Here is a 15,780-nt window from a genome sequence, read left to right as displayed (position 1 = left end):
TAATTATTTATTGTATGTTTGTTTTAATCGCGTTATTCGAAAGAAAGGAGAGCTAATATGAATGAAGAGCAACGACTAGGAAAAGTAACGAATGCAAACGAAAAAGGTGCTACGCAGGACTTAAAATCCTCTGGTGGTAGCCAAAAAGATTATAGTAAGTATTTTGACTTTTCCAATGCTAAGGTCATTTCTGAGGAAGACAATAAAAAGGTCATTCGCATTGCAGGGCGAGATATTTCGATCTTAGAACAGCCTGATTATCGTCAAGGTAAACGAAGAGGAAAAGAAGAAGTTCAGGTTCTTCGTCCAGATAGCTTAATTCCAGATACGATGAGAGGAATTGGGGCTGGTAAGAAATTTCTTTTACGCACATATGGCTGTCAAATGAACACACATGACTCTGAAAATATGGCTGGTCTGTTACTGGAAATGGGCTTTGAAGCAACTGAAGAAACAGAGGAAGCGGATGTGATCTTGCTTAATACTTGTGCGATACGGGAGAATGCTGAAAATAAAGTATTTGGTGAGATTGGTCATTTAAAACCATTAAAACTGGAACGTCCTGAACTTATTATCGGGGTTTGTGGCTGTATGTCGCAAGAAGAAAATGTCGTTAATCGAATTATGCAAAAGCACCAGCATATTGATTTAATTTTTGGTACACATAATATTCACCGGCTGCCACATTTATTGCATGATGCTATACTAGGCAAAGAAATGGTCATTGAAGTATGGTCAAAAGAAGGAGACATCGTAGAAAATATGCCACGTGCTCGTCAAGGGAAGACTCAGGCGTGGGTGAATATTATGTACGGCTGCGATAAGTTTTGTACGTATTGTATCGTACCTTATACACGTGGGAAGGAACGCAGCAGACGTCCAGAAGATATTATTGCTGAAGTACGTGATCTTGCACGTCAGGGCTATAAGGAAATTACTCTGCTCGGTCAAAATGTAAATGCATATGGAAAAGATTTAGAAGATGTTGAAAATGGATTAGGACAATTAATGGACGAAATTCATAAGATTGATATTCCACGTGTTCGTTTTACAACGAGTCACCCTCGTGACTTCGATGATTACTTAATTCAAGTGTTGTCAAAGGGTGGAAATCTAGTCGAGCATATTCATTTACCAGTTCAACATGGAAGCACTGCTATTTTAAAGCTAATGGCTCGAAAATATACACGTGAGCAATATTTAGAACTTGCTCATAAAATTAAAATGGCGATACCCAATGCTTCATTTACAACGGATTTAATTGTCGGCTTCCCAAATGAAACAGAAGAACAATTTGAAGAAACGTTATCGTTAGTACGAGAAATTGAGTTTGATAGCGCGTATACGTATATTTATTCAGCTAGAGAAGGTACACCAGCTGCGAAGATGAAGGACAATGTTCCGATGGAAGTGAAACGCGAGCGTTTAGCCCGGCTAAATGCCCTTGTCAACGACATTTCAGCAAAGAAAAATGTAGCGTATCAAGATCAAATTGTTGAAGTGTTAGTGGAAGGTGAAAGTAAGAAGAATCCTGATGTATTAGCTGGTCGTACACGGACGAATCGTCTAGTGAATTTCATAGCTCCTAAAGAAGTCATTGGGGAAATTGTATATGTAAAAGTAACTGAAGCAAAAACATGGTCATTAACAGGAGAAATGGTTGAGATGGCGGAGGTAAGGTCATGACAAAAGGATATACACGACAAGAAATACGCACAAAGGCAACAGAGCTTGCCAAAATGATGGCTAGTACAGAAGAGGTTGATTTCTTCAAGCGAGCTGAAAAGCAAATAAATGAGCATGTTAAGATTCAAGAGTTAATTGCTAAGATTAAGAAGCTACAAAAAGAAGCTGTAAACTTGCAACATTATGGAAAATCAGAAGCGTTAAAAGAAGTAGAAGCACAAATTGATGCTTTACATGAAGAAATTGACCAAATTCCACTCGTACAAGAATTTAAAGAAAGCCAGCTTGAAGTAAATGAGTTACTACAAATGGTTTCTAATACAATTTCAAAGTCAGTAACGGATGAAATTATTACATCAATGGGCGGAGATATCTTGAAACGAAGAACAACGAAAAGCCCATTCGATAGCTGTCAATAAAAGGTTAACTGGTAAGGAAGGCATTATTGCTTTTCATACCAGTTTTTTCTTTTAAGTGAGTGTTGCTTTTTTCTGAGGGTGTCGAACAAGTTAAAAACCAAACTTCATCAGTGCCCTTCTTTTATTCTATAGCCTCTTTTTTATATTTTCTGTACTAAATTCATTTATGTTCACATATCGTGTTAGAGATAATACTTTGCTTTCATCTTGTTACTTTCTATTGCACATTGGTCATTCGCCCTGCATAGGATGTCAGTGAAGGAATTGGCGGAGCGAATAAGGCAAAAGCCGTACGAGCGACCGACAACTCGATACGATATGAGAAAGAGGAGGGTTTAGTTTCATGTCTCAAAATGAAAATGTGAATTATCGTGAAATTATTACAAAAGCGGTATGTGGTAAAGGTCGTAAGTTTTTAGATGCAACTCATACGATTAGCCCTTCACACAAACCGTCAAGCATTCTTGGCTGCTGGATCATTAATCATAAATATACAGCTGAGAAGCAGGGTGACACTGTCGTCGTGCAAGGAAGCTATGATATTAATGTCTGGTATTCGTATAATCAAAATACAAAGACTGATGTTGCCACTCAAACCGTTACTTACACTGATGAAGTGGGTTTAACGATGCGAGATGACAACGTTCTATCGAATCAAATGGATGTTATAGCTCGTGCGGTTCAGCAACCAAATACACTTGAAGCAACGATTGCTGAAGAGGGATCGAATGTGAATGTGCAAGTGGAACGAGAGTTTGTCGTTGAATGTATTGGGGAAACAAAAGTGGCAGTAGCTGTTAACCCAAATGGAATCGTTGAAGATTATCCTATAGAAGATTACTCAGACCAAGTCAGTGATGAAGAATATGAAAGACTTGATCCGAATTTTCTTCACGGTGAATTTGAGAAGTAAGGAAAACGAGCAGGTCCAATTAGAGGCTTGCTCGGTTTTTCTGTCGTCTATCATGTGATTCAGACATTGTCTATGCTATAATAATAAAAGCGATTAATGGACGGTGGAGGGAAACGGATGGCACAAGTAACACCAATGATGAAGCAATATTTAGAGATCAAGGCTCAGTATACAGATGCCTTTTTATTTTTTCGTCTCGGCGATTTTTATGAAATGTTCTATGAAGATGCTAAGCTTGCTGCACAAGAGCTTGAGATTACGTTAACAGGCCGAGGCCAAGGGGATGAGCGGATACCGATGTGCGGTGTACCATACCATTCTGCAGACGCGTATGTGTCAAAGTTAATTGAAAAAGGCTATAAGATCGCGATCTGTGAACAAGTTGAAGATCCAAGACAGGCAAAAGGAGTCGTAAAGCGTGAAGTCGTGAAGCTATTAACTCCAGGTACTGTCATGGATGGACAAATGATTAAAGAGAAAGAACACAACTATTTAGTTGCGGTAACAGCGTTTGAAGATGGTTCATATGGAGTAGCGCGTGCAGACTTAACGACCGGTGAATGTGCGGTTACATTATTTGAAGATGATTTTGATGAAGTCATTCATGAATTGATAAACAGCGGTACGAAAGAAGTCGTCATTGCCTCAACATTAACAGAAGATTTGAAACTGAAACTAGAAGAAAGAAAACAGTTTACGATTTCTGTCGAGGATGAATATGATATCTTGAATGGATATGATCATTTATGTGAAAACTTACAATCTCATAAACTCATTCAAGCATTCGGTCGTCTATTGCAATATTTAATTCGTACGCAAAAAAGATCGTTGGAGCATTTACAGCCTGTTATTTATTATCCTAGTAACTCTTATTTAAAAATGGATTCCCATACAAAGAGAAATTTAGAACTGACAGAATCGCTACGTGAAAAGAGAAAGGCAGGGTCTTTATTAGCTGTTGTTGATAAAACAGTCACTGCGATGGGTGGTAGACTTGTGAAAAGCTGGATTGATCGTCCTCTCGTTGACTTGAAGGAGATTGAGGGTCGTCTAGAAATCGTGACAGCATTCAAAGATCATTATTTTGTACGAAATGAGCTTAGAGATGAGCTACGACACGTGTATGACCTTGAACGCTTAGCTGGTCGTATTGCGTATGGAAGTGTAAATGCCCGAGAACTTGTACAGCTGAAACGCTCGTTACAATGTATTCCTGCCATTAAAGAGCATTGCATTCCACTTTTAAAAGAAAAAGTTAATGCTTGGTTTTACAATGATGAAGAGGTAGAACAACTGTTAGATCTATTAGAGGAAAGTCTAGTTGATGATCCACCCATTTCTGTGACAGATGGTGGAATGATTCGTCAAGGCTACCACGATGAACTAGATACATACCGAGATGCTAGTCGTAATGGGAAGCAATGGATTGCAGAATTAGAACAGAAAGAACGTAAGGAAACAGGGATTAAGACGTTAAAAGTAGGCTATAACCGTGTTTTCGGTTACTATATTGAAGTGACAAGGGCCAATGTTCATTTACTAGAGGAAGGTCGCTATGAACGTAAGCAAACGTTGACGAACGCTGAGCGCTTTATTACACCTGAATTAAAGGCGAAAGAAGCGTTAATTTTAGAAGCAGAAGATAAACTTACCCAACTAGAATATGATTTATTTGTCGGCATTCGAGAAGCTGCAAAGGAGTACGTAACAATTGTTCAAGCATTAGCCCATTCTATTAGTGAAATTGATGTCCTTAGTGGATTCGCTGAAATTAGTGAGGAAGCGCAATATGTGAAACCACAGTTTTCAAACAAGAACGAAATTGCGATTCAATCTGGACGTCATCCAGTCGTTGAGACCGTCATAAAAAAAGGGGAGTATGTACAAAATAATCTCCTTATGGAGCAGGGGCGTGAGATGCTGCTCATAACCGGACCGAATATGGCGGGGAAAAGTACGTATATGCGTCAGCTTGCCTTAATTGTTGTTATGGCACAAATAGGTTGTTATGTTCCAGCGGAATCGGCTGAACTGCCTATTTTTGACCAAATCTTTACACGCATCGGTGCGGCAGATGATTTAGCAAGTGGTCAAAGTACGTTTATGGTTGAGATGCTAGAGACAAAGTATGCACTGACAAAAGCAACAGAGAATAGTCTGATTTTATTAGATGAAATTGGTCGTGGAACGTCAACTTATGATGGTATGGCATTAGCGCAAGCTATTATTGAATTCATACATGATACAATCCGAGCCAAAACGATGTTCTCAACTCATTATCATGAGCTAACGGCTTTAGAAGGCTCTCTTGAAAACTTAAAAAATGTTCATGTTTCTGCTGTGGAAGAAGAAGGAAAGGTTGTTTTTCTTCATAAGGTCGTTGATGGACAAGCTGACAGAAGCTATGGGATTTATGTTGCTGAGCTTGCTGAGTTACCAGCAGAAGTGACGGGAAGAGCAGACGAATTATTAAAACAGTTAGAATCGACTCCTCTGCTAAACAGAGATAGTGTCGTGAAGGAGAATCAAAGTCAGCCCGAGCAGCTGTCTTTGTTTTCTGACAAGCATATTGAAGCAGAACGAGGGAAATCATTCAAACGGAACGATACGTCTGACAAAGTTACGAAGAAGCTACGTGAAAAGGATGTCTTACATATGACCCCTTTAGAAGCGCTTCATTTCATTAATGATTTACAGAAGTTAATCAAATAGAAAGAGGTGGGGTTCGATGGCTAAAATAATTAGGTTAAATGAAGCGTTGTCTAATAAGATCGCAGCAGGTGAGGTTGTCGAACGCCCTGCTTCGATTGTAAAAGAATTAATTGAAAATGCAATTGATGCAAATAGCACATCCATATTAATCGAAGCAGAAGAAGGAGGCCTTTCTCACATTCGCATTGTTGACAACGGTGAAGGTATGGACGATGATGATGTTGAAACAGCCTTCTTCCGACATGCGACGAGCAAAATCAAACATGATCGTGATTTATTCCATATTTCTACATTAGGGTTTCGTGGAGAAGCACTACCGAGTATTGCATCTGTTTCTTACGTAACAATGCTAACGAGTACGGGGGCAGAAAAGGGAATTGAATTGAAATTAGAAGGTGGTACAATCGTCTCGAAAAATGCAGCACGAGCTCGTAAAGGTACGGAAGTAGTTGTCACAAACCTTTTTTATAATACACCTGCTCGATTAAAATATGTGAAAACCGTTCATACAGAAGCTGGTAACATTAGTGATGTCATTAACCGTCTTGCACTAGCTCATCCGACTATTGCCTTTCATTATCGACATGATGGGAAAGACGTTTTACGGACCGCGGGTAATGGTGATGTTCGCCAAGTTGCAGCTTCCATCTATGGCCGTCAAGTTGCCAAGCAAATGGTTGAAATTAATGGCCGATCGCTAGATTATGAAATTGAAGGTTGGATCGCTAAACCGGAAGTGAATCGTGCATCGAGGCAGTATATTTCGATTTTTATTAATGGGCGCTATATCCGAAATTTTGCCTTAGCTCGTGCAATACAAGCAGGGTATCATACGTTACTTCCAATCGGCCGATATCCGATCGGAGTCTTTTCAATTAATATGGATCCTCAGCTCATTGATGTGAATGTTCATCCTGCTAAGCTAGAAGTGCGTTTAAGTAAGGAAGAAGAGCTTTCGCAGTTATTAACGGAAGTGATTCAAAAAGCATTTAAGAAAGAAACACTTATTCCAGAGGTGGATACTCGTCAGAGAAGTTCTTTTGAACCTACTGTAAAGGAGGAGCAGTTAAGTTTAAACTTGGAGCAACAGCAGAATGAAATGGATAGAACGATTGAAGATGATCATAATTCCACTAGTACGTTCGATTATAGTAAGTCTGTCAGTTATTCTTTTCAAGAAGGGACAAACCATCAGCTCCATCATGATACTAAGGAACAAGACAGTGAGCTAGAAGAGAGAGTGCAAGAGAGGGATTTAGATAATAAAGAGAATCCAGCATCGCGCGTTCCGACACTTTATCCAATAGGACAAATGCATGGGACGTATATTGTCGCCCAAAATGATACAGGAATGTACTTAATTGACCAACATGCTGCCCAGGAGCGGATTAAGTATGAATATTTCCGTGATAAAGTGGGTCAAGTTACGCGGCAAGTACAAGAGTTAATGGTACCAATTACCTTTGAGTATACGGTGCAAGAAGCACATGTCATTTCTGAGCATATAGATGATTTAAAAGCAGTAGGTATCTTTTTAGAGCCTTTTGGACATCAGTCTTATGTTGTAAAATCTCATCCAAGTTGGTTTCCAAAAGGGTATGAAGAAGAAACGATTAAAGAGATGATTGATTATTTATTATCTTATAAATCAATCAATTTAGCGAAGCTCCGTGAAGAAGCGGCAATCTTAATGTCGTGTAAGGCAGCTATTAAGGCGAATCGCCATTTGCGCCATGATGAAATGTATGCGTTATTAGAATCATTGCGTAAAAGCGGTGATCCGTTTACTTGTCCTCACGGTCGGCCTATTATTGTTCACTTTTCTACGTATTCAATTGAAAAGATGTTTAAAAGAATCATGTAAGGGAAAAGGTGAGAGTAATGTGATAATTACAACAGCTAGGAAACAAATAAAAACACTTGCTAACGAGACTGAAAGAATGAGTCGAGATTTAGGTGCAACTTATTTTTTGCGTGATGATCAGTCAGTCTCAACTCTCGTAAATGAGTACAAAGAAGATGTACTGGTTGTCGGAAAAGATCGGTTAACCTTATATCCTAAAGATGGTGGACACCCTTTCTTTTATCACCCTAATTCAGCCATGTTTCGGGTGAAGCAATTTTTGAAAACAGGATATGATCCACTCGTTGAGGTTGGTCGCTTACAAAAAGGAATGAATGTTCTTGATTGTACATTGGGATTAGCTGCAGATGCCCTAGTAGCAAAAATCGCTGTTGGTGAGAGTGGTTATGTTACTGGTATTGAAGCAAACCGTATTTTAGCCTATCTTGTTCGATATGGATTGTATAACTGGAAAGACGGACAACCTTATTTACTTAATGCGATGAAGGCAATCGAAGTCATTCATCAATCTCACTTCACTTTTTTACAGGGGTGCGAGGATGAAAGCTATGATGTGATCTATTTTGATCCGATGTTTGAGAGCAACATTGAGTCGATTGGGATGAAGGGATTGAAGAGCTTTGCCTTTTATGATGACCTTACATTTGAGACAATTCGTGAAGCGAAAAGAGTTGCCAAGAAACGGGTTATTTTAAAGGATCATTTCCAAAGTAAACGTTTTGAACGGTTTGCGTTTCATGTTATTAAAAGACAGCATGCGACATTTCATTACGGTTTTATTGAAAAATAGGTTTGAATTTCCAAAAATCAGGAGATAATGATGAAAGAAAAATTATTAGTCATTGTAGGCCCTACAGCTGTAGGGAAGACAGCACTTAGTATTGAGCTTGCCAAACGCTATGATGGTGAAGTTATTAGCGGAGATTCAATGCAAGTCTATAAAGGAATGGATATTGGAACAGCTAAGGTATCTTTGGAAGAGCAACAAGAAATTCCACATCATTTAATCGATATTAAAGATATTGAAGACTCTTTTTCCGTTGCTGATTTTCAGGCAAAAGTGATCCCGTTAATTACAGCGTTAAATGACAAGCAGAAGCTACCGATATTAGTCGGTGGAACCGGATTATATGTTAATGCCGTTATTCAGAAATATGACTTAGTCAATCGACCTGGTGATAAAAACTATCGGCGACAACTTGAACAAGTAGCGATTGAAAGAGGAACAACATATTTACATAAACAATTGCAGGAGCTTGATGCCAAAAGTGCTGAACTTATTCATCCGAATAATGTACGGCGGGTGATTCGAGCATTAGAATTAACGAAGGTGCTAGGTGCTCCATTTTCTGAGCAACAGCAGGAAGAAGAGAAGGACAGTCCCTACGATTTAGTGTATATTGCTTTGTCTATGGAACGGGAGCTGCTGTATGAGCGAATTAATAAGCGAGTCGATCTAATGATGGAGCAAGGGTTGTTAGAGGAGGTGACGAATCTGCATAGGCAAGGAATTCGTCATTGTCAGTCCATTCAAGCAATTGGTTACAAAGAGCTCTATCAATATTTAGACGGAGAAATTTCATTAGATTTAGCGATTGAGCTATTGAAGAAAAACTCTCGACATTATGCAAAAAGACAGCTCACTTGGTTTAGAAATAAGACCAACGCAAAGTGGTTCGATATGACAAATGGATTACATTCTGATGTTTTTTTTGAAATATGCCGATTCATTGAAGGACAATGGACTTCAATGGCGAAATAAAAGAGATAGTCAATTAGAGGAGGAGTCCTGATGAAACAACAACCTGTAAATATTCAAGATCAATTTTTAAATCAATTACGTAAAGAAAATATTCCGGTCACAATCTTTTTAACGAATGGCTTTCAAATTCGTGGACTTGTTAAGGGATTTGATAACTTTACGGTCATAGTTGAATCAGAAGGGAAACAGCAACTCGTATTTAAGCATGCGATTTCCACATTTGCACCTCAACGCAATGTTCAGCTTAAATCTGAGCCTGAAGCATAGAATGGAAAGCGGTCAAAGAAGCAGCTAAGTTAAAGGGCACTGAAAAAGTTTGGGTTTTACTTTTTCGGTGCCCTTTAAGCATTGTGCGAAACCGTAGTCTAATGAAATCCTGACAGAAGATGAGAGAGGTTCAACAGCATTGTAAAGTTGGACATAAAGGTCTGAAATAAGTTTTTTCAACTTCTTATATGAACTTGCTTTGAATAGTTATCATATAGTTATTCTTTTCTATAAGTATGCTAATGAAAAAAGTGAAAGAGAAGGGTGCTGAAAAAGTTTGACTTTTAACTTTTTGGTGTCCTTTAAGCAATGTGCGAAACCGTTGTCTGTTTTGAAAAGCTTGATTCTAGTGAGGCCTTTGCTAATCAAATCTTAAACCTCTAAGAATTTATAAGATTCTTAGAAGTTTACTCGATGAGGAAGTAGACGGTGTTGCGTGAGAAGTCGGCTTCACTCGTTATACGTTCCACTTTTAGAAACGCTCAACCTATTGTAACGGCTCAGCGCTACGCAATTAAGATGGAACAAAATAGGCTTTTGTCTCATATAATATAGAAGATCATATTGGACTGGTTTTTGTCAGCGAAGGGGTGAACATCATGGATAACCCAGCGTATGTGAGAAAAAAAGGTCGCATTAATGTTGTGCTAACGCAAAAACAAAATGAATTTGAGGAAGAGTCCTTATTTGAGAATGAAGAATCTAAAATAGAGCATGATGTATTAGCACGATTTGAACAGGAGCTAGGAGAATATGTTGGATTAGAGGAAGTGAAACGGCTCGTTAAGGAGATTTATGCGTGGCTATTTATTAATCGTTGTCGAGAAAAGGAAGGACTAAAGGTGACAAAGCAAGCACTTCACATGATTTTTAAAGGAAATCCAGGTACTGGAAAGACGACAGTTGCTCGTTTAATTGCATCATTCTTTCATGAAATGGGCGTGTTAGCTAAAGGTCACTTCTTAGAGGTTGAACGCGCAGATCTAGTTGGTGAATATATTGGTCATACCGCCCAGAAAACTCGTGAGGTGTTAAAAAAGGCACATGGAGGTGTGCTTTTCATTGATGAGGCCTACTCTCTTGCGCGTGGTGGTGAAAAGGACTTTGGCAAGGAAGCGATTGATACGCTAGTGAAAGCTATGGAAGATCGTCAACATGAATTTGTATTAATTTTAGCTGGATATTCAGACGAAATGGACTATTTTCTGTCCCTAAATCCAGGATTACCTTCACGTTTTCCGATTGCCATTGATTTCCCTAACTATTCAACAAATCAATTAATGGAAATGGTACGAAGAATGATACATGACCGACAGTATACGTTAACGGATGATGCACAAAAGCACGTAAAAGATCATTTGCAGAAGATTAGAAGTGAAGAGGAAGGGACATTTAGTAATGGACGGTATGTTCGAAATATGATTGAGGAAGCGATTCGTTTTCAAGCTGTACGGCTATTACGTGATGGTACATTTGATAAGGATTCATTAGTTACGATCAAACGAATGGATTTTCAGTTTCACTCTTCACATGTTAAAGTAAACTAATTGAGTAGCCTGCTTTATGAGCAGGCTTTTAAATTTTGCTTTGCTCATGATATGATGAGGAAGGATATTAAGGAAAGGTGTGGCTTGATTGGAAGAAGTGATAAAGCGAGGAAATGAGCAGGTCGTTCTCATTGGCTGTCAGTTGGATAGTGATGACGAACGTTTTGACTATTCCATGAGTGAATTAAAGAGCTTAGTTAAGACGGCTCAAGGTACAGTTGTTGCGACAGTAACTCAAAAACGTCAAAAGGTTGACCCATCAACTTACATAGGAAGAGGAAAGATTGAAGAACTAGTTGCGTTTTTAGAGGATACAGATGTGGATTTAATTGTTTTTAATGATGAGTTAACACCGAGTCAAATAAGAAATGTTTATACGAGAACGAAAGTAACAGTCATTGATCGAACTCAGCTTATTTTAGATATATTTGCAGCTCGTGCAAAATCGCGTGAAGGGAAGCTTCAAGTCGAGCTTGCTCAGCTTTCTTATTTGTTACCGAGATTGGCCGGTCAAGGTATCGCTTTATCGCGTCAAGGTGGGGGAATTGGTGCGAAAGGTCCTGGTGAAACAAAGCTAGAATCAGACCGCCGCCATATTCGCAGAAGAATGGATGAGATCAAACATCAGCTTGAAACGATAGTCAATCATCGAAAGCGTTATCGAGCTCAACGTAAACGAAATGAAACGTTACAGGTTGTGTTAGTTGGTTATACAAATGCTGGGAAATCAACCCTTCTTAATCGTTTAGCAAATGCAGAGACGTTGGAAGAGAATCAGCTATTTGCGACACTAGATCCAACAACGAGAAAGTGCTCATTAACAAATGGATTAACGATCTTACTTTCGGATACGGTTGGCTTCATTCAAGATTTACCTACAACTCTTGTAGCAGCCTTTCGCTCCACTTTGGAGGAGCTAATAGAGGCAGATTTATTCCTTCATGTTGTAGATTGTTCAAATGCTGATCACGTACAGCATGAAGGGACAGTGAAACAATTAGTTGCAGAACTTGGCGCACAGCACATTCCACAATTACTTATTTACAACAAAAGTGATCAAAAAATAGTACCTTTTGTCCCTTCCTATCATGATGATTCCATTGAAATTTCTGCACTGGAGTCTGATGACATTGACGCATTAAAAGAAGCAATTGAAGAGAAGCTTCTTGAGCAAATGGTCGCATATCATGTTCAGTTGTTTGCGACAGAAGGGAAATTTCTGGCTAAATGTAAACAAACAACGGTCCTAAAGCAAGCGGAATGGAATGAGGAAGGCGAGTATTATGATGTTCGTGGTTTTGTTCATCAAAATACAGCCATTGGTCAAGAGTTAATGAATCGGATGAAGGATGAGGAAGAGTAGAATGTACAATGATTTTCAACATCAGGAACGAATTGAAACGTTAACGCTCGAAATTGATAAACAGATTGAATCGAGACATAAGGAAATTGAACAAATTGCAATCATCAACCAAGCAAAAGTGATGAGGGCATTTAAACAAAATAAAGTTTCCGATTTTCATTTCACACCTTCGACAGGATACGGTTACGATGATATTGGACGAGACACACTTGAACAAGTATATGCAGATGTTTTCAAAGCTGAAGCAGCTCTTGTACGCCCACAAATTATTTCAGGGACACATGCGATTGCTACGACTCTTTTTGGAATTCTCAGGCCTGGAGATGATTTGCTTTATATAACGGGTCAACCTTACGATACGTTAGAGGAAATTGTCGGTATTCGTGGAAACGGAAACGGTTCTCTAAAGGAATTTCAAATTAATTATCAAGCTGTTCCGTTGTGTGAGAATGGCTGGATTAATGAAGAACAAATTAAACAATCGATTTCAGGAAAAACGAAAATGATTGGTATTCAACGTTCAAAAGGGTATAGTGATCGTCGTTCATTTACAATTGAAGAGATTGAACAGATGATTTATTTTATTCGAAAAATAAAATCTGACGTTATTGTGTTTATTGACAACTGCTATGGGGAATTCGTAGAAATAAAGGAGCCAACTGAGGTGGGTGCTGATATTATCGCTGGCTCTTTAATTAAGAATCCAGGTGGTGGAATTGTTAAAACGGGAGGGTACATTGTAGGGAGAAAGGATCTAGTAGAACTCGCTTCCTACCGATTAGCTGCTCCTGGGATTGGAGCAGAAGGTGGGGCTAGCTTGTACAGCTTACTCGAAATGTATCAAGGGTTCTTTTTATCACCACACGTTGTATCACAATCATTAAAGGGTGCGATTTTTACAGCGGCATTGTTAGAAAAATTAGGGATGAACACAAACCCGAAATGGAATGATAAACGAACGGACCTTATTCAATCGGTCAGATTTCCAACAGCGGAAAAAATGATTACTTTTTGCCAAGCGATCCAAGCAGCTTCGCCGATTAATGCACATGTTACTCCACAGCCAAGTTCAATGCCTGGTTATGAGAATCCGGTGATTATGGCTGCCGGAACCTTTATACAAGGAGCAAGTATTGAATTGACAGCTGATGGACCGATACGTGAGCCGTATATGGCGTATGTACAAGGTGGATTAACGTATGAACATGTAAAAATTGCTGTTTTACAAGCATTAGATTCGATTTTATAAAAGGGCATTCGTTGACTTGGTAGCAACAATCTAGTAAGATGAAAATTGGATAACTATAGCAAATTGATATCAATTATATAACAGATTGAGATCATACGAATGAAAGACAAATAAGCTTAGCTTATTTTCTTAATACAATTATGAAGAATGTTGAAAGGGGACTACATACTAATGGCAAAGTACACAAGAGAAGATATTTTGCGTATAGCTAAGGAAGATAATGTTCGCTTTATTCGTCTTCAGTTTAGCGACTTGCTTGGTACGATCAAGAATGTTGAAATTCCTGTAGATCAATTAACGAAGGCACTCGATAACAAAATGATGTTCGATGGCTCGTCAATTGAAGGGTTTGTCCGTATTGAAGAATCTGATATGTATTTATATCCAGACTTAGAAACGTGGGTTATTTTCCCATGGACACCGGAAAAAGGGCGCGTTGCTCGCTTGATTTGTGATGTCTATCAACCAGGTAAGCCAGGTGAAGAACCCAAACCATTTGAAGGGGATCCACGCGGCGTATTGAAAAATGTTTTAAAAGAAGCAGAAAAAATGGGCTATACGAACTTTAATATCGGACCTGAGCCAGAATTTTTCTTGTTTAAAAACGATGAAAACGGTGAGCCGACTCTTGATCTAAACGACAAAGGTGGATATTTCGATTTAGCTCCAACAGATTTAGGAGAAAATTGCCGACGTGATATCGTTTTAGAGCTAGAAGACATGGGCTTTGATATTGAAGCATCTCACCATGAAGTTGCTCCAGGGCAACATGAAATTGATTTTAAATATGCGGATGCAGTGACAGCTTGTGATAACATTCAAACATTTAAGCTTGTTGTCAAAACGATTGCTCGAAAGCATGGTTTGCACGCAACGTTTATGCCTAAGCCACTATTTGGTGTAAATGGCTCAGGAATGCATTGTAATATGTCACTCTTTACAAAGGAAGGTAACGCTTTCTTTGATGAATCAACTGAATCACAATTAAGTGAAACAGCTATGCAATTCTTAGCTGGAATTCTTGATCACGCTGAAGCTTTTACAGCTATTACAAACCCAATTGTTAATTCATACAAGCGTTTAGTACCTGGTTATGAAGCGCCTGTATATGTTGCATGGTCAATGCGTAATCGTAGTCCACTTATTCGTATTCCATCCTCACGTGGTATTAGTACTCGTATCGAAGTGAGAAGTCCCGATCCGGCAGCTAATCCATATTTAGCAATGGCGGCGATGTTAGCAGCAGGACTTGATGGAATTAAGAAGAAGAAGACTCCACCTCCAGCTACTGATCGTAACATTTATGTCATGAGTAAAGAAGAACGTGTGGAAGAAGGCATTGCTGATCTTCCAGCAACGTTAAAAGAAGCAGTAGACAAGCTTATTCAAAATGATACGCTCGTACGAGCTCTTGGTGAGCATATTGTTGAGAACTTTGTTGAGGCAAAAGAGATTGAGTGGGATATGTTCCGTACGCAAGTCCATCCGTGGGAACGAGATCAATATTTAGAAGGTTATTAATACTAGGAACCCTTGACACTTTTGGTGTTGAGGGTTTTTTATTTCTTTTTCTTAAATTGATGTCTATTCATGAAATAAACGAAAAAGAGAGCGATCACCACGAAAAAACCCTTTGGTCGCTGTAGCAAGGTTATCATCTCCTTTATAAATAAAAGTCTTATTAACTTTTACTTTCATTATATGCTAGCGAAGGAGAATGAGAGAAGGTAAGAACCCTTTTTCGTGCTATAAAGGCTATAATGATAATATGATATAATGACAATGGATTGAATTTGAAGGGAGTTTAGGATGAGTAAAAAGACTGTTATTTTAATTGCATATGTTCTCACATTGCTTTTCTTTTTAAGAAGTGTAACACTCGTGATTTTTGCTGATGGTACAGGTGGATATGGAATGATTATTGTGTCCGCTCTTGTCATGACCTTTTTATTAAGGTGGTATTTAAAAGAACGTCAAAAAGAAGTAAATAAAGATACA

The 15,780-nt window shown here is 38.7% G+C and carries 13 protein-coding genes; all 13 read left to right on the top strand.

The features are described from left to right. Positions 1-57: 57 nt before the first annotated feature. Complete coding sequence (miaB, locus tag ACERJO_RS04500) at positions 58-1,686, top strand: tRNA (N6-isopentenyl adenosine(37)-C2)-methylthiotransferase MiaB (RefSeq protein WP_373646698.1); 1,629 nt, start codon at positions 58-60, stop codon at positions 1,684-1,686. Next, complete coding sequence (locus ACERJO_RS04495; RefSeq protein ID WP_247104056.1) at positions 1,683-2,105, top strand: YlbF/YmcA family competence regulator; 423 nt, start codon at positions 1,683-1,685, stop codon at positions 2,103-2,105. The genes miaB and ACERJO_RS04495 overlap by 4 nt, the downstream gene beginning before the upstream one ends. A gap of 343 nt (positions 2,106-2,448) precedes the next feature. Further along, on the top strand, positions 2,449-3,018 hold the full coding sequence (locus tag ACERJO_RS04490; protein WP_247104057.1) for an outer spore coat protein CotE: 570 nt from the start codon (positions 2,449-2,451) through the stop codon (positions 3,016-3,018). A gap of 117 nt (positions 3,019-3,135) precedes the next feature. Continuing rightward, positions 3,136-5,730, top strand: a complete 2,595-nt coding sequence (gene mutS, locus ACERJO_RS04485; RefSeq protein ID WP_373646697.1) for a DNA mismatch repair protein MutS — start codon at positions 3,136-3,138, stop codon at positions 5,728-5,730. 16 nt (positions 5,731-5,746) lie between these two features. Further along, positions 5,747-7,594, top strand: a complete 1,848-nt coding sequence (gene mutL / locus ACERJO_RS04480) for a DNA mismatch repair endonuclease MutL (RefSeq protein WP_373646695.1) — start codon at positions 5,747-5,749, stop codon at positions 7,592-7,594. A gap of 19 nt (positions 7,595-7,613) precedes the next feature. Then, positions 7,614-8,384: a class I SAM-dependent methyltransferase gene (locus tag ACERJO_RS04475; protein ID WP_373646694.1), complete on the top strand. Its 771-nt coding sequence runs from the start codon at positions 7,614-7,616 to the stop codon at positions 8,382-8,384. A gap of 27 nt (positions 8,385-8,411) precedes the next feature. Continuing rightward, positions 8,412-9,356, top strand: a complete 945-nt coding sequence (miaA, locus tag ACERJO_RS04470; RefSeq protein WP_373646693.1) for a tRNA (adenosine(37)-N6)-dimethylallyltransferase MiaA — start codon at positions 8,412-8,414, stop codon at positions 9,354-9,356. A 30-nt stretch (positions 9,357-9,386) separates the two neighbouring features. Further along, a complete protein-coding gene (gene hfq, locus ACERJO_RS04465; protein ID WP_035343864.1) occupies positions 9,387-9,623 on the top strand; it encodes an RNA chaperone Hfq in 237 nt (78 codons plus the stop codon). 599 nt (positions 9,624-10,222) lie between these two features. Then, positions 10,223-11,170 carry a stage V sporulation protein K gene (gene spoVK, locus ACERJO_RS04460; RefSeq protein WP_247104062.1) on the top strand — a complete coding sequence of 316 codons (948 nt, stop codon included), beginning with the start codon at positions 10,223-10,225 and terminating at the stop codon, positions 11,168-11,170. Positions 11,171-11,258: 88 nt separating this feature from the next. Then, on the top strand, positions 11,259-12,533 hold the full coding sequence (hflX, locus tag ACERJO_RS04455; protein ID WP_247104063.1) for a GTPase HflX: 1,275 nt from the start codon (positions 11,259-11,261) through the stop codon (positions 12,531-12,533). 1 nt (position 12,534) lies between these two features. Then, positions 12,535-13,782 carry a methionine gamma-lyase family protein gene (locus ACERJO_RS04450; RefSeq protein ID WP_247104064.1) on the top strand — a complete coding sequence of 416 codons (1,248 nt, stop codon included), beginning with the start codon at positions 12,535-12,537 and terminating at the stop codon, positions 13,780-13,782. Between the two features lie 171 nt (positions 13,783-13,953). After that, positions 13,954-15,303, top strand: a complete 1,350-nt coding sequence (glnA, locus tag ACERJO_RS04445; RefSeq protein ID WP_247104065.1) for a type I glutamate--ammonia ligase — start codon at positions 13,954-13,956, stop codon at positions 15,301-15,303. Between the two features lie 288 nt (positions 15,304-15,591). Continuing rightward, the coding region (locus ACERJO_RS04440) for a hypothetical protein (RefSeq protein ID WP_247104066.1) at positions 15,592-15,780 on the top strand (189 nt) is incomplete at its 3' end.

This window comes from Halalkalibacter sp. AB-rgal2 (assembly GCF_041821005.1).
GTDB lineage: Bacteria > Bacillota > Bacilli > Bacillales > Bacillaceae_D > Halalkalibacter.
Note: the sequence above shows the minus strand (reverse complement) of the source record. Positions and strands in the feature narration are given on the sequence as shown.